The sequence below is a fragment of the Kitasatospora sp. NPDC050543 genome, from assembly GCF_044457565.1.
Lineage (GTDB): Bacteria > Actinomycetota > Actinomycetes > Streptomycetales > Streptomycetaceae > Kitasatospora.
Map to the genome: position 1 here is coordinate 1 of NZ_JBITGZ010000038.1, position 20,259 is coordinate 20,259.

The 20,259-nt window shown below is 73.4% G+C and carries 16 protein-coding genes, 7 tRNA genes and 1 pseudogene; 13 read left to right on the plus strand and 11 right to left on the minus strand.

The annotated features are described in order from the left end of the window. Nucleotides 1–127 precede the first annotated feature (127 nt). The gene (locus ACIBH3_RS30995; protein ID WP_396315432.1) at nucleotides 128–2,950 is read right to left on the minus strand and encodes a SpoIIE family protein phosphatase; all 2,823 of its coding nucleotides are present in this window, start codon (nucleotides 2,948–2,950) and stop codon (nucleotides 128–130) included. Between the two features lie 271 nt (nucleotides 2,951–3,221). Here ACIBH3_RS30995 and ACIBH3_RS31000 point away from each other — a divergent pair, with 271 nt between their 5' ends. Next, the gene (locus tag ACIBH3_RS31000; protein ID WP_396315433.1) at nucleotides 3,222–4,028 is read left to right on the plus strand and encodes a TrmH family RNA methyltransferase; all 807 of its coding nucleotides are present in this window, start codon (nucleotides 3,222–3,224) and stop codon (nucleotides 4,026–4,028) included. Between the two features lie 866 nt (nucleotides 4,029–4,894). Here the strand turns inward: ACIBH3_RS31000 and ACIBH3_RS31005 are convergent. Further along, nucleotides 4,895–6,172 (minus strand): annotated as a pseudogene (locus ACIBH3_RS31005) (serine/threonine-protein kinase); the annotation flags it as partial. 482 nt (nucleotides 6,173–6,654) lie between these two features. On the opposite strand from ACIBH3_RS31005, the gene ACIBH3_RS31010 reads away from it, so the two are divergent. Then, nucleotides 6,655–6,852: a hypothetical protein gene (locus ACIBH3_RS31010; RefSeq protein WP_396315434.1), complete on the plus strand. Its 198-nt coding sequence runs from the start codon at nucleotides 6,655–6,657 to the stop codon at nucleotides 6,850–6,852. 259 nt (nucleotides 6,853–7,111) lie between these two features. Here the strand turns inward: ACIBH3_RS31010 and ACIBH3_RS31015 are convergent. From ACIBH3_RS31015 to ACIBH3_RS31035, 5 genes are all read right to left on the minus strand, one after another. Continuing rightward, nucleotides 7,112–7,183: transfer RNA gene (locus tag ACIBH3_RS31015), tRNA-Val, on the minus strand. 41 nt (nucleotides 7,184–7,224) lie between these two features. Beyond that, a tRNA-Val gene (locus tag ACIBH3_RS31020) sits at nucleotides 7,225–7,296 on the minus strand. Nucleotides 7,297–7,337: 41 nt separating this feature from the next. Then, a tRNA-Val gene (locus ACIBH3_RS31025) sits at nucleotides 7,338–7,409 on the minus strand. Nucleotides 7,410–7,442: 33 nt separating this feature from the next. After that, nucleotides 7,443–7,516 (minus strand) — tRNA-Cys (locus tag ACIBH3_RS31030). A gap of 39 nt (nucleotides 7,517–7,555) precedes the next feature. Further along, a tRNA-Gly gene (locus ACIBH3_RS31035) sits at nucleotides 7,556–7,628 on the minus strand. A gap of 317 nt (nucleotides 7,629–7,945) precedes the next feature. On the opposite strand from ACIBH3_RS31035, the gene ACIBH3_RS31040 reads away from it, so the two are divergent. The 3 genes from ACIBH3_RS31040 to ACIBH3_RS31050 all read left to right on the plus strand — a co-directional run bounded on the left by ACIBH3_RS31040 (nucleotide 7,946) and on the right by ACIBH3_RS31050 (nucleotide 10,906). Further along, nucleotides 7,946–8,995 carry a chorismate-binding protein gene (locus ACIBH3_RS31040; RefSeq protein WP_396315435.1) on the plus strand — a complete coding sequence of 350 codons (1,050 nt, stop codon included), beginning with the start codon at nucleotides 7,946–7,948 and terminating at the stop codon, nucleotides 8,993–8,995. 23 nt (nucleotides 8,996–9,018) lie between these two features. After that, nucleotides 9,019–9,849 (plus strand): aminotransferase class IV, encoded by an 831-nt coding sequence (locus tag ACIBH3_RS31045; protein WP_396315436.1) that lies wholly within the window; start codon nucleotides 9,019–9,021, stop codon nucleotides 9,847–9,849. Between the two features lie 172 nt (nucleotides 9,850–10,021). Further along, on the plus strand, nucleotides 10,022–10,906 hold the full coding sequence (locus ACIBH3_RS31050) for a GNAT family N-acetyltransferase (protein WP_396315437.1): 885 nt from the start codon (nucleotides 10,022–10,024) through the stop codon (nucleotides 10,904–10,906). 7 nt (nucleotides 10,907–10,913) lie between these two features. Here the strand turns inward: ACIBH3_RS31050 and ACIBH3_RS31055 are convergent, their stop codons facing one another. Further along, nucleotides 10,914–11,414 (minus strand): DsbA family protein, encoded by a 501-nt coding sequence (locus ACIBH3_RS31055; RefSeq protein WP_396315438.1) that lies wholly within the window; start codon nucleotides 11,412–11,414, stop codon nucleotides 10,914–10,916. A gap of 133 nt (nucleotides 11,415–11,547) precedes the next feature. Between ACIBH3_RS31055 and ACIBH3_RS31060 the strand changes: the two genes are divergently transcribed. Beyond that, a complete protein-coding gene (locus ACIBH3_RS31060) occupies nucleotides 11,548–12,006 on the plus strand; it encodes a hypothetical protein (RefSeq protein ID WP_396315439.1) in 459 nt (152 codons plus the stop codon). Between the two features lie 76 nt (nucleotides 12,007–12,082). Here ACIBH3_RS31060 and ACIBH3_RS31065 read toward each other — a convergent pair whose 3' ends face one another. Together ACIBH3_RS31065 and ACIBH3_RS31070 are read right to left on the minus strand one after the other, a co-directional pair. After that, nucleotides 12,083–12,652, minus strand: a complete 570-nt coding sequence (locus ACIBH3_RS31065; RefSeq protein WP_396315440.1) for a CGNR zinc finger domain-containing protein — start codon at nucleotides 12,650–12,652, stop codon at nucleotides 12,083–12,085. Between the two features lie 450 nt (nucleotides 12,653–13,102). After that, a complete protein-coding gene (locus ACIBH3_RS31070) occupies nucleotides 13,103–13,516 on the minus strand; it encodes an SsgA family sporulation/cell division regulator (protein ID WP_030056266.1) in 414 nt (137 codons plus the stop codon). Nucleotides 13,517–13,711: 195 nt separating this feature from the next. Here ACIBH3_RS31070 and ACIBH3_RS31075 point away from each other — a divergent pair, with 195 nt between their 5' ends. From ACIBH3_RS31075 to ACIBH3_RS31085, 3 genes are all read left to right on the plus strand, one after another. Continuing rightward, nucleotides 13,712–14,200 (plus strand): TIGR02611 family protein, encoded by a 489-nt coding sequence (locus tag ACIBH3_RS31075; protein WP_396315441.1) that lies wholly within the window; start codon nucleotides 13,712–13,714, stop codon nucleotides 14,198–14,200. A 66-nt stretch (nucleotides 14,201–14,266) separates the two neighbouring features. Continuing rightward, nucleotides 14,267–14,338 (plus strand) — tRNA-Val (locus ACIBH3_RS31080). Between the two features lie 209 nt (nucleotides 14,339–14,547). Next, a tRNA-Val gene (locus ACIBH3_RS31085) sits at nucleotides 14,548–14,619 on the plus strand. A gap of 104 nt (nucleotides 14,620–14,723) precedes the next feature. On the opposite strand, the gene ACIBH3_RS31090 is transcribed toward ACIBH3_RS31085, so the two are convergent. Continuing rightward, complete coding sequence (locus tag ACIBH3_RS31090; protein WP_396315442.1) at nucleotides 14,724–15,491, minus strand: 3'-5' exonuclease; 768 nt, start codon at nucleotides 15,489–15,491, stop codon at nucleotides 14,724–14,726. Between the two features lie 206 nt (nucleotides 15,492–15,697). Between ACIBH3_RS31090 and ACIBH3_RS31095 the strand changes: the two genes are divergently transcribed. From ACIBH3_RS31095 to ACIBH3_RS31110, 4 genes are all read left to right on the plus strand, one after another. Then, on the plus strand, nucleotides 15,698–16,282 hold the full coding sequence (locus tag ACIBH3_RS31095; protein WP_396315443.1) for a DUF4365 domain-containing protein: 585 nt from the start codon (nucleotides 15,698–15,700) through the stop codon (nucleotides 16,280–16,282). Between the two features lie 34 nt (nucleotides 16,283–16,316). Then, nucleotides 16,317–17,492, plus strand: a complete 1,176-nt coding sequence (locus ACIBH3_RS31100; RefSeq protein WP_396315444.1) for a hypothetical protein — start codon at nucleotides 16,317–16,319, stop codon at nucleotides 17,490–17,492. A gap of 87 nt (nucleotides 17,493–17,579) precedes the next feature. After that, nucleotides 17,580–19,556, plus strand: a complete 1,977-nt coding sequence (gene thrS, locus ACIBH3_RS31105) for a threonine--tRNA ligase (RefSeq protein WP_396315445.1) — start codon at nucleotides 17,580–17,582, stop codon at nucleotides 19,554–19,556. A 75-nt stretch (nucleotides 19,557–19,631) separates the two neighbouring features. Then, nucleotides 19,632–20,192 (plus strand): HIT family protein, encoded by a 561-nt coding sequence (locus tag ACIBH3_RS31110; protein WP_396315446.1) that lies wholly within the window; start codon nucleotides 19,632–19,634, stop codon nucleotides 20,190–20,192. Nucleotides 20,193–20,259 lie beyond the last annotated feature (67 nt).

Sequence of the window (20,259 nt, forward strand, 5' to 3'; positions counted from 1 at the left end):
CAGCTCCATCAGCGTCCCGGCCTCGGCCGGCGTCCCGGTCACCCACCGCGGTATGACGCACGAGTTCACCGTGATCTCCGGCCACGTCGGCCCGGCCGACTTCCTGCCCCACACCGCAAGGCCCGCCCTAGCCGAGCGGCTGCTCCGTCCAGATGACCTTGCCCGTGCCCGTGTACCTCGTCCCCCAGCGGTCCGCGAACTGGGCCACCAGGAACAGGCCGCGCCCGCCCTCGTCGGTACTGGCCGCGTAGCGCAGGTGCGGGGAGGTGCTGCTGGTGTCGGACACCTCGCAGATCAGCACCCGGTCGAGCAGCAGCCGGACCTTGATCGGGCCGGTGCCGTAGCGGATCGCGTTGGTGACCAGCTCGCTGAGGATCAGCTCGGTGACGAACGCCGCCTCGTCCAGCCCCCAGTGCGCCAGCTGCCGGCTCACCTCGGCGCGCACCCCGCTCACCGCGGCCGGATCGGAGGCCACCTCCCACTCGGCGACGTGCTCACCCGGCAGCACCCTGGTCTGTGCGACCAGCAGCGCGATGTCGTCCTCCGGCTTGGCCGGCAGCAGCGAGCCGAGTACGTCCGCGCAGGTCTGATCCGGAGTGTGCGCCGCGCTGCTCAGCGCGGTCCGCAGCAGCTCCAGTCCGACGTCCAGATCCCGGGTCCGGTCCTCCACCAGCCCGTCCGTGTACAGCACCAGCCGGCTGCCCTCGGCCAGCTCCAGCTCCACCGCCTCGAACGGCAGCAGCGCCAGGCCCAGTGGCGGCCCGGCCGGCACCTCGGCGAACTCCACCGTGCCGTCGGGGCGGACGACGGCGGGCGGCGGGTGCCCGGCCCGGGCCAGCGTGCAGCGCCGGGAGACCGGATCGTAGATCGCGTACAGGCAGGTCGCGCCCGTCAGCGGCGCCTCCGCGCCCGCCTCGCCCTGGTCGATCCGGTTGACCAGCTCGTCCAGGTGGCCGAGCAGCTCGTCCGGCGGCAGGTCCAGCGCGGAGAAGTTGTGCACGGCGGTGCGCAGCCGCCCCATGGTGGCCGCCGCGTGCAGCCCGTGGCCCACCACGTCCCCGACCACCAGCGCGACCCGGGCGCCCGGCAGCGGGATCACGTCGAACCAGTCGCCGCCGACGCCCGCCTGCGCGGGCAGGTAGCGGTAGGCGACGTCCAGCGCGCTCTGCTCGGGCAGATGGCGCGGGAGCAGGCTGTGCTGGAGCGTGACGGCCATCACGTGCTCACGGGTGTAGCGGCGGGCGTTGTCGATGCACACCGCCGCGTGCCCGACCAGCTCCTCGGCCAGCGAGAGGTCGTCCTCCTCGAACGGCTCGGCCCGCTCCAGACGCCAGAAGTTGGCGATGCCCAGGAGCACGCCGCGGGCCCGCAGCGGAGTCGAGATCAGCGAGTTGATGCCGTACTCGACGATCCGTGCCGCCCGCTCGGGATCCTGCGCCTGCCACTCGGCCGAGGCGCCGAGATCAGGCGCCACCTGGGCGCGGCCGCTCGTGATGCTGCGCGACTGCGGGGTGCTGTCCACGAAGGTGATCGGCTGGCCCACCGGGTAGAGCGGCGCGTCGTCGCGGATGCCGTGCGACGCCGTCCGCCGCATCTGCAGCGACCCGCCGGGCGTCGGCTCGTCCCCGTTCAGGACGGGCTCCATCAGGTCGATGGTGACGAAGTCGGCGAACTGCGGGACGGCCGTCTGCGCGAGCTCCTCGGCGGTCCGGGTGACGTCCAGGGTGCTGCCGATCTTCACCCCGGCCTCGTAGAGCAGCCGCAGCCGCCCGCGCGCGGAGTCGGCGCGGTCCGCGAGGGCGAGCAGCTCGGTGGAGTCGCGCAGGGTGGCGACGCTGCCGGGCGGGCCGCCGGCCCGGTCGGTCAGCCGGGTGTTCACCACCAGCCTGCGCTCGCCCGCCAGCACCACCTCGTCGCTGACCACCTGCCCGGACGCCAGCATGTCCGCCAGCGGCGGGTCGAGGCCGATCTCGGTGACGGGCCGGCCCTCCGCGTCCTCGGCCAGGCCCAGCAGCCGGCGGGCCTCGTCGTTGGCCAGCAGCAGCCGGCCGTCCCCGGCGACGATCAGCACGCCCTCGCGGACGGCGTGCAGGACGGCGTCGTGGTGGTCGTACATCCGGGTCATCTCGGCCGGGCCCAGGCCGTGTGTCTGGCGCTTCAGTCGCCGGCTCACCAGCGCGGTGCCCGCCGTGGCCAGCGCCAGCCCGCCGGCGGTGGCGCCCAGCAGCACCGGCAGCTGACGCTCGGCGGCGCCGCTCACCCGCGAGATGGTGATCCCGGCGGCGACCAGGCCGACCACCGTGCCGTCGGAGTCCCGTACGGGCACGATGGCCTGCTCCAGCGGGCCGATCGTGCCCGTGATGTTCTCGGTGACCACCTGGCCGGCCAGCGCCGGTGAGATGCTGCCGACGAACTTCTTGCCGATCCGGTCCGGCAGTGGGTGGGTGTAGCGGATGCCGTCGGTGTTCATCACCACGACGAAGTCCACGTCCGCCTTCACCCGGACCTGCTCGGTGGAGGGCTGGAGGATGGCGGTCGGGTCGGGGCTGCGCAGCGCCGGGACGATCCCGGGCGAGTTCGCGTACGTCTGCGCGACCGCGACGGACCGGTTCCTGGCCTCGACCGTGCTGTCGTGCCCCGACTGGAGCACCAGGGCCAGCGCGGCCGCGGCGACCAGCAGCAGCACCACCAGCACCTGGAGGGTGAACACTTGCCCGGCGACGGTGCGCCGTGCCAGCAGTGGTTGCTCACGCTGGCCGAACGGCCGCGGCGCGGCCGGCCGCTCGCCGTTCGAGCGCTTCCCGCCCGACGGCTTCCCGCCACCGTGCTTCCCGCCCTCGTGCTTCCGGCCCGGCGGCGAGGCCGCTTCGGGCTCCGGCGGCGCGGCGGGCGAGGACGCGGCGGACGCGGTGGAGGTGGACCTGACGGAAGCCCGTCCGGAGGAGGGCATGGCCGAGTCGGACCCGGCGGCGCGCGGATGCGGTGGGCCGGACTCGGGGACGGGCTGCGCCTCGGGCGGCGACGCCTCGGCCGACGCACGTGGCCGCTCACGCCGACTCCACGGCCCACGGGTGGAGCCGGCGGCCTTTTGGGCCCCGGATCGGCCCAGGATGCGGGCCATAGCCCATGTCTACTCCCCCTCTCCCGAGGACACCAGGCGAGCAGCCGGCCGGACCCCCGCGGGTTTGGCCTTCGCCACGCCGACGGGGCAAGATCGCAGGGTGTCCGAACCGAGCGCCATCACCGATCCCGCAGACCCCCGGCTCGCCGACTACACCGGCCTGACCGACGTCGAACTGCGCCGCCGCCGCGAGCCCGCCGAGGGCCTGTTCATCGCCGAGGGCGAGAAGGTCATCCGCCGCGCACTGGCGGCCGGCTTCCGGATGCGCTCGATGCTGCTCACACCCAAGTGGCTGGAGGTGATGGCCGACGTCATCGCCGACGCGGAGGCGCCCGTCCACGTGGTGGAGGCCGCGCTCGCCGAGGAGGTCACGGGGTACCACGTGCACCGGGGCGCGCTCGCCTCGATGGAACGCAAGCCACTGCCGACGGCCGCCGCGCTGCTGGCCGACGCCCGGCGGGTGGCCGTCCTGGAGGGGCTGGTCGACCACACCAACCTGGGCGCGATCTTCCGCAGCGCGGCCGCCCTGGGGATGGACGCCGTGCTGCTCTCCCCGGACTGCGCCGACCCGTTGTACCGCCGCGCCGTCAAGGTCTCGATGGGTGCCGTCTTCGCCGTCCCGTACGCTCGCCTCGACCCGTGGCCGGCCGCCGTCGACACCGTACGGGAGGCCGGGTTCCGCCTGCTGGCGCTGACCCCCGCCGACTCCGCCGTGGACCTCGCCGAGGCGGCGCCCCACCGGCTTCCCAAGGCCGCCCTGATGCTCGGCGCCGAGGGCGACGGCCTCACCCGCCGCGCCATCACCGCCGCCGACCAGTGCGTGCGCATCCCGATGGCCCACGGCATCGACTCCCTCAACGTCGGCGCCGCCGCCGCCGTGGCCTTCTACGCCGTCACCACCGGCTGACCCTCCGGCCCCGCGAGCGCGGTACCCGGCGGAAGGCGGGCCCGCGGCGCCGCAGCACCGGCGCGGGCCGTGCGGCGGTGAGAGGTCGGACCCGCCGACTCCCACTCCGGCCGCATCGTCACGCCTGCTGCGAGGGGGGCACCTCCGGCTCCCTCGGAGCTGACCGGAGACGCGCGCAGCGCGCACCACTCCGCCGGTGCGCCCCGCCCGCCTGCGGCCCGGCCCGTCCGGGGCAGCGCTCAGCTGCCCGTGCCGCCGGAGACTCCGGCGCCGGGCCAGGACTCGTCCAGGGTGCCGTCGGCGCGCACGGTGTAGCGGGTGGAGGAGACGGCGCCGGTCTGGGACACGCGTTCCTCCCGGACCAGGGCGCCGTTGTCGATCCGCCAGCTCGCGCCGGCCTGCGGGTCGGCGGCGGAGGCGCGGGAGGTGAGCGGCACGGGCGTGTCACCGGTGAAGCCGAAGAGCTGGACCAGGTCCACCGGTACCGATCCCTCCGCTCGCCGCAGGACCACCAGGGCGGCCGGTGCGCCCCGGTAGCGGGCGGGGAGGACGGTGCTGAGCGCGATCTGCGGGCCCTCGCCCGCCGAGCGCCCGTCGCGCAGGCGGACGGCGGGGCCGCCGGAGGGGTCCGGGTAGCTGCGGTTGGGCCAGTCGACGGCGGGCAGCGCGCCCTGAGCCGGCGCGAACACGGCCTCTCCCGCCAGCGCGGTGCTGCGGGCGGCCGCCCCGAAGGGCGCGGCAAGCTGTGCGGGGGCGGACGCCGCCACGCCGTCGACGGAGAGCCCGGCCGCCGCGGGCGAGGCGGCCACCGCCGCCGGGGCGCCAACCCCGCCGCCGGGGCGGCCGAGGCCCTGGGCGGAGCGGTTCTCGCAGCCCTGGGCGGCGGCGATGGCGAGGGCCACGCCGAGGGTGACGGTGACGAAGACGACCACCCGCTGGCGCAGCAGCCTCTGCCGGGCGGCGGTCGGGCGGCCCGGCGGAGGAGTGTGCTGGCGGTCGCGCGGGCCGCCGCCGGGGCGGCTCGGCGGCGGGGTCTGCTGACGTTCCCGCAGCGGACGGGTGCTGTGGGTGTTCTCCGGTCGGGGCATCGGCGTGGTGACCGGCTGCCCGGCCGGCCGTCGGGCGGGTGCGGGCCGCCCCACGCCCGCCGCACCGGGCCGTCCGGCGCGTGCGGCGACCGCCTGGTCCATGCCGCGCCCAGGCCCGCCAGGCGCGGGAACACCGTGCCCTGGCCCACCGTGCCCGTGAAGCCCGGGCGCGGGAACGCCTGCGGCGGCCGCGCCGCCGCGCAGTGCGCCGGGGCGCGCGCCGGGCCAGGCGGCGGCGCCGCGCGCGGCGAGCTCGCTGAGCCGCTCGTGCAGCGCGGCGGCCGCTGGTCGGTCGGTCGGCTCCTTGGCCAGGCAGGCCCGCACCAGCGGGGCGAGCTGCGGCGGTACGCCGGTGAGGTCCGGCTCCTCGTGCACCACCCGGTACAGCATCACCTCGGAGGAGGCGCCGGAGCCGAACGGCGAGTCTCCGGTCAGCGCGTACGCGAGCGTGGCACCGAAGGCGAACACGTCCGTCGCGGGTGTCACCGCCGCGCCCCGTACCTGCTCGGGTGCCAGGAAGCCGGGGGAGCCGACCGCCGTCCCCACGTGGGTGAGCGTGCTGGCCCCGCGCGACCAGGCGATGCCGAAGTCGATGATGCGCGGGCCCTTGGGGGAGAGCAGGATGTTGGACGGCTTGAGATCCCGGTGCACCACCCCTGCCTCGTGCACCTTGACCAGGCCGTCGGCCAGCGCGGCGCCGATCCGGGCCGCGGCCGGCCAGTCCAGCGGCCCCTCGTCGCCGACCTGCTTGTACAGCGAGGGGCCCGGTACGTACGCGGTGGCGAGCCAGGGCCGGTCGGCCTCGATGTCGGAGCCCATCACGCGGGCCGTGCAGCCGCCGCGGATCTTCGACGCGGCCGAGATCTCGCGCGCGAAGCGGGTACGGAACTCGGCGTCCTCGGCGAGCTCGGCGCGAATGAGTTTGAGTGCGACCCGCTGGCCCCGGCGGTCCGAACCGAGGTAGACCACGCCCATGCCGCCGGCGCCCAGCCGCCGGTGCAGGCGGTACGGGCCGACGATGCGGGGGTCCTCACGCCTCAGCCGCATCATCGCCATCTTCGTTCCCGTCAGCCCGTGGGTGAGGCCCCGTCGGTTGGGGCATCGTCAGATCCTGTCCGGCACAGCTTACGGACTGCCCGCTGCGGTGTGCTGATACGCAACACCGCCACGCCCTGTGGGATTGTCCGATGTTTACCTCTAGGGCCCCGCTGACCAGGTCTGACCAGGCCGGAGGTGGCGCCTCGGGGTTGCTCTCAGGGTTCCCTCGGGGATGCGATCGTGCCCGCCTCCCCCTGCGGTAGTACACGGGGGCTTCGACGTCATCCTCGGGGATGCCCGGCGAACGGTACGCGGGCATGACGACCGGGTACCCCCGTGCGCAATAGCGTTGTGCCCAGCGGTGGACGGGGCGCTCGTCCCCCGAGGTAATCCGTCCACCGCGTCGACTCGCGGCACTGATCCGCACCATCGATTTGCAGTACCGACACGGGCCACCGCACGGGCGGTGGCCGCCGAACGGAACGGGTAGGGGCAAGGTCATGGCAACGCAGCTCACGGGAGCCCGCCGCCGCCGCAGGCCGCTCTCCGCCTTCCGTCCGGAGCCCGGGCAGACCAGGCATCCGGCCGTGGCCCTGGCCATGGCCCTGCCCTGCGCGGTGCTGCTGGTGATCCTCTTCGGCGGCTGGGAGCAGATGGCCACCCAGGCCAAGGCGGTCGCCGACCTGATCGGGCACTGATCCCCTGGGGAGGGGAGACAGTGCCGGCCGAGACGCCGGGGCCGCGCTGATCCGCGGACGGGCGGGAGTGGCGCGTGGCGTCTCGGCAGGCGGGAGCGGCCGCGTGGCGAAGCCGGTGAGGGCTTCGCCACGCGGCCCTTCTGCGTGCGCGAACGAAGAGAACGAGAACCGCAGAGCCGGCAGAGCTCGTCGTGGCCCCGCCGGCGGCCGACACGACGAAGGCCGTGATCCTCACGGATCACGGCCTTCGTCCTTACTGTGCGCGATACTGGGATTGAACCAGTGACCCCTACCGTGTCAAGGTAGTGCTCTCCCGCTGAGCTAATCGCGCCTGGTGTGGCGGTCCTACGGCAGGCCTTCGAAGGGCCTGAGTGCGCGATACTGGGATTGAACCAGTGACCCCTACCGTGTCAAGGTAGTGCTCTCCCGCTGAGCTAATCGCGCCTGGTGTGGCGGTCCTGCGACAGGCCTTCGAAGGGCCTGAGTGCGCGATACTGGGATTGAACCAGTGACCCCTACCGTGTCAAGGTAGTGCTCTCCCGCTGAGCTAATCGCGCGGGGAGGGCTCCTGGCGAACCAGGGGCACCTCTTGGAGGTGGAGACGGGATTTGAACCCGTGTAGACGGCTTTGCAGGCCGTTGCCTCGCCTCTCGGCCACTCCACCAGGCAACACTCGAAGAACGATCTTACATGTTCTCCATCGAGCGGACGACGAGATTCGAACTCGCGACCCTCACCTTGGCAAGGTGATGCTCTACCAACTGAGCCACGTCCGCCTGTCTCCCGGGGATCCTCACCGCTTTTCTTCGGCTGCGCTCCCTGGCGACGTGTTGAACTCTAGCGGATTCCTGGGCCAGCTAAAAATCCGTTCCCGCAGCGTGCCGCGGGGGTCCCCCCGAGGTGCCGCGCCGTCAGCCTGCACCGGCCCTTCGTTCTCCCGTTCGCCGAGCGCCCCGAGCGCCCCGGCGTACGGCCCCGCGCCAGGCGCGATCCCCGGCCCCGCACGCACGGACCTACACTTCAGGCACCGCAGACCACCGCCGCCCGCGCCCACCCTTCGCGCGGCACAGCACCGAATCCGCGCAGGAGAACCGTGTCCGGCCCCGCTCTTCCCCCCGCTCCGCTCGCCCGCTTCGGCGGCCGCCTCGCCACCGGGCTGCGCGACGTCACCTCGGACCCGGCGGCCCTGGACTCCACGGGCTTCTGGGCCGTCGCCTACGACTTCGAGGGCCGGCTCACCTGCGCCCGCTTCGACGACGTCCGCCCGGCCCCCGCGCCCCCACGCGCGGACGGCTGGCTCGGCCCCCACCCCGGCAGCTGGCACAGCTCCCTCGACCACGCCGCCTACACCGAGGGCGTCCGGCGCATCCGCGAGCACATCGCGCGCGGCGAGGTCTACCAGGCCAACCTCTGCCGGGTGCTCTCCGCGACCCTGCCGGACCCGGCCCGCAGCGACATCGACGCCCTCACCGGTCTGCTCGCCCACGGCAACCCCGCCCCGTACGCCGGCACCCTGCGGCTGCCCGGGCACGGCGTGGAGATCGCCACCGCCTCGCCCGAGCTCTACCTGCGCCGTGACGGTGACATCGTCTCCTCCGGCCCGATCAAGGGCACCGGACGTACAGAGGCCGACCTGCTGGAGAAGGACCACGCCGAGAACGTGATGATCGTCGACCTGGTCCGCAACGACCTCGGCCAGGTCTGCCGTACCGGTTCGATCACCGTCCCCGACCTGTGCGCCGTCGAGAAGCACCCCGGGCTGGTCCACCTCGTCTCCACCGTCCAGGGCACCCTGCGTGAGGACGCCGGCTGGCCCGAACTGTTCCACGGCACCTTCCCGCCCGGCTCCGTCACCGGCGCCCCCAAGAGCAGCGCACTGCGGATCATCGCCGCCCTGGAGCGCGCCCCCCGCGGCCCGTACTGCGGCGCCGTCGGCTGGGTCGACGCCGACCGCGGCGAGGGCGAACTCGCCGTCGGCATACGCACGTTCTGGATCGACCGGACCACCGCGGACGCCCCTGTCCTGCGGTTCGGCACCGGCGCCGGCATCACCTGGGAATCCGACCCCGAACGCGAGTGGGCCGAGACCGAACTCAAGGCGGCCCGGCTGGTCGCGATAGCGTCTGCGACCGGCACCAACTGACCCCCACCCGAGGAGCACACCCGATGCCGAATCCGACGAAGAGCTGGGTCAACGGCTCACTGGTCGACACCGGCGACGCCACGATCTCCGTGCTCGACCACGGGCTCACCGTCGGCGACGGCGTCTTCGAGACCCTGAAGGCCGAGCACGGCCAGGCCTTCGCGCTCACCCGCCATCTGGAGCGCCTGACCCGCTCCGCCCGCGGCCTCGGCCTGCCCGACCCCGACCACGACCAGGTCCGCGAGGGCTGCGAGCAGGTCCTGCGCGCCAATCCGATGCCGCTCGGTCGCCTGCGGGTCACCTACACCGGCGGCACCGCCCCGCTCGGCTCCGAGCGCGGCGACCACGGCCCCACCCTCGTCGTGGCACTCGGCACCGCCGCCCGCCGGCCCGACACCACCGCCGTCGCCACCGTGCCCTGGCGCCGCAACGAGCACAGCGCCGTCGCCGGCCTCAAGACCACCTCGTACGCCGAGAACGTCGTCGCCCTCGCGGCCGCCCACCGGGTCGGGGCCTCCGAGGCGCTCTTCGCCAACACCGCCGGCCGGCTCTGCGAGGGCACCGGCTCCAACGTCTTCGTCGTCCTCGGCGGCCGGCTGCTCACCCCGCCGCTCGCCTCGGGCTGCCTGGCCGGCATCACCCGGAGGCTGGTCATCGACTGGTGCGGCGCAGAGGAGGCCGACCTGGCCTTCGACGCCCTCCAGGACGCCGAGGAGGTCTTCCTCACCTCCACCCTGCGCGACGTCCAGGCCGTCACCCGGATCGACGACCGTGAGCTCGCCGGCCCCGGCCCCGTGACCGCCAAGGCGATGGACCTGTTCGCCCAGCGCAGCGGCGACGACCTCGACCCCTGAGACCGGCGGACTGCGACCCGTGGGACCGGCGGGCCGCGCCCGCAAAGGGCCGCTGGTCCCGCCGGGCACCCCGAGGAGATCCGCGCCCGGGTGCGCCCGGACACCCGGCTCGGACACCGGCCCGGGCGCCTGAGCCGGATTCCCGACCCGGCGGCGGGGAATGGAGCACAGCATGACGACCACGCTGCGCCCCGAGAGCCCAGAGACGCCCGTCGCCGGCGGCGGGCGCACCCGCCGCTGGCAGATCCGCGCCAACGGCCGCCCCGTCGGCGCGCTGCGCACCACCGCCACCCCGGTCGGGGGCGAGCACTGGGGCGCGATCTCCGAGCTGGAGGTCTGGGAGGGCCGCGGCCGCGGGCGGGCCACCATCGGCGCACTGGCGGCGGAGGAGGTGCTGCGCGGCTGGGACTGCACCCGCGTCGACGTCGACATTCCCGAGGGCGCACACGCCGCCCGGCAGCTGGCCGCCACGCTCGGCTACACCGAGCGGATGCGCAACATGGCCAAGCAACTGACCGCACCGCCGGACCTGCCGGGCGGCGTCGGCGCGCGCCCCATCGACGCCGAGGAGTTCCCGGCGTGGCTGGGGGAAGCCAGAGCGTCCCACCGCCGTCAGCTGCGCACCTCGGGCCTGAGCGAGGCGCAGGCCCGCGCCAGGTCCGAGGCCGCCGCCCCGGGCACGCTGGCCCAGGGCGCCGACACCCCCGGCGTTGTCCTACGCCGCCTGTACGCCGCCGACGACTCGAACGCCCCCGGCGCGGCGGGCGGCGCGGCGCAGGCCCCGACCGCCCTCGGCAGCCTCTGGGTGGAGCTGCGGCGGGTCGAACTGCCCGACGGCCACCCGCTCGCCTGGGTGATGGGCGTCGAGGTGGACGAGAGCCGGCGCGGCCACGGCCACGGCCGGACCCTGATGCTGCTCGCCGAGCGCGAGTGCCTGGCCGCCGGGGTCCACCACCTCGGACTGAACGTCTTCAGCGGCAACGACCCGGCGATCCGGCTCTACACCTCGCTCGGCTACCGGGTCACCAACCGGATCTTCGGCAAGACCCTGATCTGACGACTCCTCAGTTCTCCTTCGCCTGCTCGATGACGGCGGCGATCCTCGCGCGCAGCCCGTCCTGACTCTGCCCGCCGTCCAGCCGCTGTCCGGCGATCACGTACGTCGGTGTACCGCTCACCCCGATCGCCTTGCCCTCGGCCTGGTCGGCGTCCACGACCAGGGTGTGCCGGCCGTCGATCAGCGCCAGTTCCACCTCCTCGGCGTCCGCCCCCACCTCGCGGGCCACCTCGGTCAGCAGCTGCTCGCCGCGCTGCGCCAGCTCGTCCACCCGCGCCAGCAGCGCCTCGACGTACGGCCAGCCGTAGCCCTGCGCGAACGCCTCCTCGGCGGCCTGCGCGGCGGCGTACGCGTGCTTGTGCTTCTCCAGCGGGAAGTGCCGCAGCTCGATCTGCAGCGCGTCGCCGTACTCGGCGCGCAGCGCGCGGACGTCGTCCAGGGCGGTGCGGCAGTCCGGACACTGGAGTTCGCACCAGAACTCGAGTCGGGGGAGGGAACCATCGATCATGCGCCCAGTGTTCCACTAGTGGGCGCAGCGCCACGGCGCGGTGCGCCCGCGGACACCGGCGGACGGGAGGCCTGATGACCAGGACCAGCGACCACCTGATGACCACGACCAGTGACCAGCTGAGGGAGCGGCCGTGCTGACGGCGGCGGTCAGCTTCGCGCTCACGGCGGCCGGGCTGGCCGTCGCGGGCCTCGCGGCCTACCGGCGCCGCTTCCTGTCGGCCACCCGGTGGTTCGCGGTGGCGCTGCTGCCGGCCGGCCTCTACCTCACCGGACTGTTCCCGGTGGCCCGCACGATCGGCAGCGAGATCGGGGACTGGGCGACCAGGCTCGTGCTGGACCCGGGGGTCTGGACGGGCATCGCGCTGTTGACGCTCTCCGTCGCCCTGCTGCTGGTCACCCGCCGGCGCGGCCGCCGCCGCGTCGACGCCCCGCCCGCGGCCGGGCCCGCCGCGGCACCGGCCAGCCCCGCCGTGGACGCGGGCCGGCCCACGTCGGCCGCGCCGCCGAAGGCGAAACCCGCCGAGACGTCGGACACCGGGCTCGGCGACTTCGCCGATATCGAGGAGATCCTCCGCCGCCGGGGCATCTGACCCTGCCGGCAGGTGCGGGGCAGGTCGGTACCGGTTCCGCCTCCGCGCGCTGCGCCTGCTCCACCGCCGGGACGGCTCAGGGCGTCGGAACCGACTCGGCCGAGCGCTGGCGGGCCCGGTACGCCGCGACGTGCAGCCGGTTGCCGCAGGTGCGGCTGTCGCAGTACCGGCGCGAGCGGTTGCGCGACAGGTCGACGAACACCCGGGCGCAGTCCGGCGCCTCGCACCGGCGCAGCCGCTCGCGCTCCCCGGCCATCAGGATGAACGCGAGTGCCATGCCCAGCTCGGCCGCGAGGTGGTCACCCAGGGCCGCGTGCGGGGCGAAGTAGTGGATGTGCCACCCGTGGTGGTCGTGGTCGGTCAGCCGGGGGGTGGTGCCGGCGGCGGCCACCACGGCGTTCACCAGCTCCGAGGCCTCGGCGGTCGAGCCGGCCGAGAACACCACCCGCAGTTGCGCGCGCAGCTCGTGCACGGCGCGCAGGTCCGCGGCCGTGAGTGAGTCGACCTCGCTGATCTCCTGGCGGACCACGAACGCCTCCAGCGCGGCGATGTCCGGCAGCAGCTCGCTGCCGCAGGCGTCCGGCGAGGTGTTGAGGAGCTCGACCAGGATGCTCAGTGCGCACTCTGTGTCATGGGTGATCAGCACGTGGGGGCTCCTCGCGCGGCGGGGGCGGTCGGCCCCTCGCGTCAACAGTCACCCCAGACCTTACCGGGCCGGGCCCGCCTGAGGGGCGTGGTAGCCCGCGCGCCGGCCGGTGTGGCAGTCCACGCGCCATGGCCTGCCGGTCCGGTCCGGATCCGGCCCCCGGACCTGCAACCGCAGGCGCGCGGGGGGGGGGGGGGGGCGCGGCGGGGGGGGGGCCCCCCCCCGCGGGGCGCCCCCGGGGGGCCCCCCCCGGGGGGGGGGGGGGCCGGCCCCGGCGGCCGGGCGCCTGCGGTGCTCGACCCGCCCCCGTGGGGAGCGGGGCCGAGACCGGCCCCGAGGCCGCGCTGTGCGCGGCGAGAAGCGTGCGACCGTGCCCCCGAGTAGGACGGCCGCGAGACGGAAGGGGAACGCGACCTCGCCGGTGGCGAGACGGCAGCCCCTCCAGCGGGGTCAGCTTTCGGCGAGGATGTGCGACAGCTCCCGGTCGAGGTCGAAGTGACGATGTTCGGTGCCGGGCGGCACGGCGGCATCGGTGCGCTTGAGAAACGACTCAAGCGCCCGGGCCGGGGCCTCCAGCAGGGCTTCTCCTTCCGGAGAGCTCAGCGCGATGCAGACCACCCCTTGCCCGTGACTGCGCGAGGGCCACACCCGGACGTCGCCGGTGCCGGTGGGTCGGTGCAGCCCCTCCGCAAGGAGATCTCGGGCGAACACCCACTCGACGGTCTCGTCGGCGCCGGTGTGGAAGGTGGCGTGCACGGCATAGGGGTCGGCGGTGTCGTAGCGCAGGCCCGCGGGGACGGGCAGTGAAGACTCGCTGGACACGATGAGGCGCAGGTGCAGCTCACAGCTGACCGTGGTGTTCATAAGCGCCATGGCCTTTCGCTCAGTGTGCGCTCGGGGAATCGCACGTCGGCGAACGGACCATCCCACCCCCAAGACCGATGTAAACCCCTCTGTCCTGATTCGAGGGCGAGTCGTACCCCTTCCGGCGCATTGCGGAATCGCGACGGCGCGCAGCGTGACCCATTTCCGGCCCGCATCTCGGCTAGTTTCCTTGACATGGTTGTACGAAGCGACGAGACAAGACCGGGTGATGGGGCCGTGCAGGATGAGACGGGGGACGGGACGAGCGACGGGAAGCAGGCCGGACCGGGCCCGCAGGAGACGCCTGACGAGGGCCGGCCGCTGGGCTCCCGGGCGCCGCACTTCATCAGGCGCTCGCGCCCGCTGCACCTGAGCTGGCAGGTGGTGGTGTTCCTGGTGGGCCTCGCCGTGGTGGTGCTCGGAGTGATCCTGCTGCCGCTGCCCGGGCCGGGCTGGGTGGTCATCTTCCTGGGCATGGGCATCTGGGCCACCGAGTTCGTCTGGGCCCAGCTGGCGCTGCGCTGGACCCGCCGCAAGGTGGCGGAGGCCGCCCAGAAGGCCCTGGACCCGAAGGTCCGGCGCCGCAACATCATCCTCACGGTCATCGGCCTGGTCGTGATCGCGGGCCTCGGCGGCTGGTACCTCTCCCGGTACGGGCTGACCATGCCCTGGCAGCTGCGCTAGCGGGCGGGGCGGGGGCGGGGGTGTTCGGAGCACCCGTCGGGATGCGGTAATGTTTTCCCTGCACCCGGGCGATTAGCTCAGCGGGAGAGCACTTCGTTCACACCGAAGGGGTCACTGGTTCGATCCCAGTATCGCCCACCGGAATGCATTGTGAGACGTGGAGCCCCGGCCATTCAATGGCCGGGGCTCCACGTCTATTTCCGATATCCGGGGATAGTGATGGGAATCGGGCTGAAGCGCAGTCATCTTCCGCGTGGTGCGCGAGTTCTGTGGGTGTGCCAGGCGGCGCTGGGGGGCGCGGGTTGCGAGTAGCCCCCCAAATGGTGCTAGTCTTCTTCTCGTTGCCCGGGCGATTAGCTCAGCGGGAGAGCACTTCGTTCACACCGAAGGGGTCACTGGTTCGATCCCAGTATCGCCCACCCGGACAGCCCGGTTGGTCCCCAACCGGCAACGCGCAGGCCCTGATCGGGAATCCGATCGGGGCCTGTGGCGTTCCGGCCCCGGTCAACCCCGCTCCGCTCGGCTAGGCCGCGATCTCGCAGCGGTGCTCCGGGGAGAGCCGTCGGCCGCAGCCGCAGCGCGCGGGCCGCAGCGGCCAGGAGAGATCGACCCGCTCCTGGGCACCGGAGCGGTCGAACCAGTGCTGCAACCCCCGTGCCTGCGCGGCGTGCCAGACCGCCTGCCGCAGATGCAGTTCGGCCGCCGTGAACCCGCCCAGCGCGCCGGGATAGCGCGCGGCGAGCGCGCGGACCAGACCCAGCGCGGCCGTCGCGTCCGCCGAGGCGTCGTGCGCGCCGGCCAACTCCACGCCGTAGTGGGCACACAGGTCGGTCAGCGTACGGCGGCCCTTGCGATAGCGGTCGAGATGCTTGTCGAGCACCCGCGGGTCGAGCACCAGCAACTCGGCCGCGCCCAGGCCCTCCGCCAGCGAGCACCCCCGGTGCCGGCGCAACTCGCGGTCCAGCAGCGTCAGATCGTACGGCGCGTTCATCACCACCACCGGTATCCCGGCCCGGGCCTGCTCGCCCAGCGCGCGGGCTATCTCCGTCACCACCAGCCGCGGCGGGCGGCCGTCCGCGCGGACCCGCTCGTCGGTGATGCCGTGCACCGCGCGGGCACCCTCGGGGATCGGCACCCCGGGGTCGGCCAGCCAGGTCGCGGTCTGCGGGGCCTGACCGGGCGTGAGTTGGACGACCAGGGCGGCGGAGACGATGCGGTCGGTCTCGACGTCCACGCCGGTGGTCTCGGTGTCGAAGGAGGCGAGCGGGCCCGTGAACCAGTGCTGCTGCATGACTGCCCCTCAGGGTGCTGCGTCCGGGCCGGAGCCGGGGGTCTGGCGGGCGCGCGCCGCCGAGGACCGGCGGCGCGCCCCAGGGTGGTGATACCCCCATCTGACGCCCGCTCAACCGTTTGGCCGCGGACCGGCCGGGGATGCTCCCGATGGCGGCCTGTTCGCATCCGGACGGGCTCCCTCGCCGAGGTGGGGAGGCGGCAGTCGTGGCGCTGATTCGGCCGCGTCCCGCGGAGGCGGCGCAGGCGGTGGAGCCGGACGGTACCGGCCCGGCCGTTCTGCGGGGCAACCTGGCCACCACGGCCTGCATGGAGACGCTTCAGGTGGCCTACCTGCACGCGGTCGCCGCCGCCGCCGGCTGCTCGTTGTCCCAGCCGTTCCCCGACAACGGCATCGACTGGCAGGTCAGCCACGGTTCGCCGGCGCACCTGGTCGACGACGAGGTCACCATCAAGATCCAGCTGAAGGCCACCCAGCAGATCGCCGCCGCCCCGGCCGGCACGCACTTCAGCTTCACCCTCGACAACGAGCACCTGCGCAAGCTGGCCAGGGCGCAGATCGCCGTGCCGAAGATCCTGGTGGTGATGCTGCTGCCGCGCCGGGTCGACCAGTGGCTGCGGGCCGGGCCCCAGGCACTGGAGCTACGGCACTGCTGCTACTGGGTCAACCTGGCGGGCCACCCGGTCACCGGGCAGCGGCGGACCAACGTCCGGGTGCCCACCGCGAAGGTCTTCGACGACCGCGCACTGTGCGACATCATGGCGCGGGTCGGTGCGGGCGGCAGCCCGTGACGGCCCGGCGCCCCCGGCGGGGAGGAGCGGGCTCATGACGGGAATCCGGACATCCGAGGACGGCGCCTGCGCCCTGCCGGACCCGGCCACCCTCGACCCGGCGGTGCTGGCCACGTTGCTCGCCCGGCACGGCTGGGTCCGCCGCGGCGGACCGGCGGCCAGGTACGGGCGCTGGACGCCGCCCGGCGACGGCGACCCGGACACCAGCCTGCTGGTGCCGGCCGGCGACGGCTTCGACGACGCGGTGGAACTGCTCGCGGACGCCGTGACGGCGCTCTCGCGCTCGCGCAGCCCCTCCGCCCGCTCCATCCTGCTGGCGCTCACCGTGCCGGGGGACGAGATCCAGTGGCGGCGGGAGCTGCCCGGGATGCCGGGGGCGGCGTCCTGGGAGGGCGAGGAGCGCCTGCACCGGGCCGCCCGGGAGATGCTCGCCGCCGCCGCCAAGGCCGGGCGGACAAGGGCCGCGTACTTCGGCGCGCGGCTCGACGGCTGGGCCGGGGACTTCCTGGAGCGGGTCCTGGTGGTCGCTCCGGGCGCCCCGGCGGCCGGGGGCCTGAGCGCCTACACCCCGGCGCCGGAGGGCAGGGCGGCGACGACCACGCTGGTCCGGGCCCTGGAGGCGCTGCGGGACGCGGTGGACTACCGCCGGGTCAGCGGCGGCCTGGACGCCTTCGAGAACGCGGTGCAGACCGGCGTCAGCCGCGAACTGGTGGAGTCGGTGCAGCAGCTGGTGCGCGGGTCGACGGCCGCGCAGGTCGCGGTGGTCTGGTCGGCGGCGGCCGGCACCCCGGGCGGCTTCGGCAACCGGCGGATCAGCCTCGACTTCTCCCCGGGCGATCTGCCCGCCCTGGAGGAGGCCGCCGACCTGCTGGAGCGGATCGAGCCGGCGGTGCGGGTGACGCTGGTCGGCGCGGTCGTCCGGCTCAAGCGCGCCGCCGCGGCCGGCCCGGGCACCGTACGGCTGAAGGTGCTCGGCGGCGCCGACGTCGCCGAGGTGAAGGTCCGGCTGGACGACGCCGCGTACCGGCTCGCGGCCGGCGCGCACCTGACCGGCACGCCGGTGCGGGTCAGCGGCCGGCTGGAGCGGCGGGGCGGCTTCCGGCGGCTCGGGCACGCGCGCGGCCTGGAGCTGTGCGGACTGGAGGACGCCGAGCGCGAGCGGCTGCTGAAGACGCTGGGGGAGGGCGGGGCCGACCAGCGGGGGATATAGGTGCACGATGGGCCCACCGGTCTCGGTACCATCGTCACGCGCGGCAAAGTGCCGCGCAGCACTGATCCAAAACGTCAGGAGAGACCGGTGACGGACGTCCGGGTAATCATCAACCGCGAACCCGATCGGGAAGAGCGCGTGGTGACCACGGGCACGACGGCCGCCGAGCTCTTCGCCGACGACCGCTCGATCATCGCCGCCCGGGTCGCCGGCGCGCTCAAGGACCTCGCGTACGCCGTCCAGGACGGCGACGAGGTCGAGCCCGTCGAGATCGGCAGCAAGGACGGCCTGGACATCCTGCGCCACTCCACCGCGCACGTGATGGCGCAGGCCGTGCAGCAGCTCTTCCCCGAGGCCAAGCTCGGCATCGGCCCGCCGGTCAAGGACGGCTTCTACTACGACTTCGACGTCGAGAAGCCGTTCCACCCCGATGACCTCAAGGCCGTCGAGAAGAAGATGCAGGAGATCATCAAGCGCGGGCAGCGGTTCTCCCGCCGGGTGGTCGCGGACGACGACGCCCGCGAGGAGCTGGCCGCCGAGCCGTACAAGCTGGAGCTGATCGGTCTCAAGGGCTCCGCCTCCGCCGAGGACGGCTCCAATGTCGAGGTGGGCGGCGCCGAGCTGACCATCTACGACAACCTGGACGCCAAGACCGGCGAGCAGTGCTGGGGCGACCTCTGCCGCGGCCCGCACCTGCCCAGCACCCGGCACATCCCGGCGTTCAAGCTGATGCGCAACGCGGCCGCCTACTGGCGCGGCAGCGAGAAGAACCCGATGCTCCAGCGCATCTACGGCACCGCCTGGCCCTCCAAGGACGAGCTGAAGGCGCACCTGGACTTCCTGGTGGAGGCCGAGAAGCGCGACCACCGCAAGCTCGGCAACGAGCTGGACCTCTTCTCCATCCCCGAGGACATCGGTTCCGGCCTCGCCGTCTTCCACCCCAAGGGCGGCATCATCCGCCGCACGATGGAGGACTACTCGCGCAAGCGGCACGAGGAGGAGGGGTACGAGTTCGTCTACACCCCGCACGCCACCAAGGGGAAGCTCTTCGAGAAGAGCGGCCACCTGGACTGGTACGCCGACGGCATGTACCCGCCCATGCAGCTCGACGAGGGCACCGACTACTACCTCAAGCCCATGAACTGCCCGATGCACAACCTGATCTTCGACGCGCGGGGCCGGTCCTACCGTGAACTCCCGCTGCGCCTCTTCGAGTTCGGGACGGTGTACCGCTACGAGAAGTCGGGTGTGGTGCACGGCCTGACCCGTGCCCGGGGCTTCACCCAGGACGACGCGCACATCTACTGCACCCGTGAGCAGATGGCGGACGAGCTCGACTCGACCCTGACCTTCGTCCTCGACCTGCTGCGCGACTACGGTCTCACCGACTTCTACCTGGAGCTCTCGACCAAGGACCCGGAGAAGTTCGTCGGGTCGGACGAGACCTGGGAGGAGGCCACCGAGGTACTGCGCAAGGTGGCCGAGAAGCAGGGCCTGCCGCTGGTCCCGGACCCTGGCGGCGCGGCCTTCTACGGCCCGAAGATCTCGGTTCAGGCGAAGGACGCGATCGGCCGCACCTGGCAGATGTCGACCATCCAGCTCGACTTCAACCTGCCGGAGCGCTTCGACCTGGAGTACACGGCGGCGGACGGCTCGCGCCAGCAGCCGGTCATGATCCACCGGGCGCTGTTCGGCTCCATCGAGCGGTTCTTCGCGGTGCTGCTGGAGCACTACGCCGGTGCCATGCCGCCGTGGCTCGCCCCGGTCACCGTGACCGGCATCCCGATCACCGACGAGCACGTGCCCTACCTCCAGGAGGTCGCGGCCGAGCTCAAGAAGCGCGGGATCCGGGTCGAGGTGGACACCTCGGACGACCGGATGCAGAAGAAGATCCGCAACGCCCAGAAGCAGAAGATCCCGTTCATGCTGATCGCCGGCAACGACGACGTCGAGGCGGGCGCGGTGTCCTTCCGCTACCGCAACGGCGAGCAGAAGAACGGCGTGCCGGTCGCGGACGCCGTCGCGGAGATCGTCGACGCCGTGGAGCGCCGCATCCAGGTGTGACCCTCCGGTGTGCGGCGCGGGGCAGGCTCTTGATGAGTCTGCCCCGCACCGCTTTGCAAGCGGCGTCCGGCGAATATGCTGATCAGCATGACGAGTGAGCCGGAACTGCAGCAGGGCGTGGGGGAGCCGGATGGCTTCCGCCGCCTGTGGACCCCCCACCGGATGGCGTACATCCAGGGCGAGAACAAGCCCACCGGCCCGGCTCCGGACGATGGTTGTCCGTTCTGCTCGATCCCGTCGCTGAGCGACGAGGACGGGCTGGTGATCGCCCGGGGTACGGCCGTCTTCGCGGTGCTCAACCTGTACCCGTACAACGGCGGGCACTTGATGGTCGTCCCGTACCGGCACGTCGCCGACTACACCGATCTGGACGAGGCCGAGACCGCCGAGCTGGCGGTCTTCACCAAGAAGGCGATGGCCGCGCTGCGGGCCGCCTCCGGGGCGCACGGCTTCAACATCGGGATGAACCAGGGCGCCGCAGCCGGCGCCGGTATCGCCGCGCACCTGCACCAGCACGTGGTCCCGCGCTGGGGAGGGGACACCAACTTCATGCCGGTAGTCGGCCACACCAAGGTGCTGCCGCAGCTGCTGGCGGACACCCGCAAGATGCTGGCCGAGGCCTGGCCGCAGGGCTGAGCGGCGGTAGCAGCGAAGTGGTGGGGCCCGTACCGGCGAACCGATACGGGCCCCACCGGCAGCGGCC

Coding starts and splice junctions, on each gene's coding strand:
- ACIBH3_RS30995 (WP_396315432.1), bottom strand. CDS start 2,950: ATGCCCTCCTCCGGACGGGCTTCCGTCAGGTCCACCTCCACCGCGTCC.
- ACIBH3_RS31010 (WP_396315434.1), top strand. CDS start 6,655: ATGGCAACGCAGCTCACGGGAGCCCGCCGCCGCCGCAGGCCGCTCTCC.
- ACIBH3_RS31045 (WP_396315436.1), top strand. CDS start 9,019: ATGCCGAATCCGACGAAGAGCTGGGTCAACGGCTCACTGGTCGACACC.
- ACIBH3_RS31050 (WP_396315437.1), top strand. CDS start 10,022: ATGACGACCACGCTGCGCCCCGAGAGCCCAGAGACGCCCGTCGCCGGC.
- ACIBH3_RS31055 (WP_396315438.1), bottom strand. CDS start 11,414: ATGATCGATGGTTCCCTCCCCCGACTCGAGTTCTGGTGCGAACTCCAG.
- ACIBH3_RS31070 (WP_030056266.1), bottom strand. CDS start 13,516: ATGAACACCACGGTCAGCTGTGAGCTGCACCTGCGCCTCATCGTGTCC.
- ACIBH3_RS31075 (WP_396315441.1), top strand. CDS start 13,712: ATGGTTGTACGAAGCGACGAGACAAGACCGGGTGATGGGGCCGTGCAG.
- ACIBH3_RS31090 (WP_396315442.1), bottom strand. CDS start 15,491: ATGCAGCAGCACTGGTTCACGGGCCCGCTCGCCTCCTTCGACACCGAG.
- ACIBH3_RS31100 (WP_396315444.1), top strand. CDS start 16,317: ATGACGGGAATCCGGACATCCGAGGACGGCGCCTGCGCCCTGCCGGAC.
- ACIBH3_RS31110 (WP_396315446.1), top strand. CDS start 19,632: ATGCTGATCAGCATGACGAGTGAGCCGGAACTGCAGCAGGGCGTGGGG.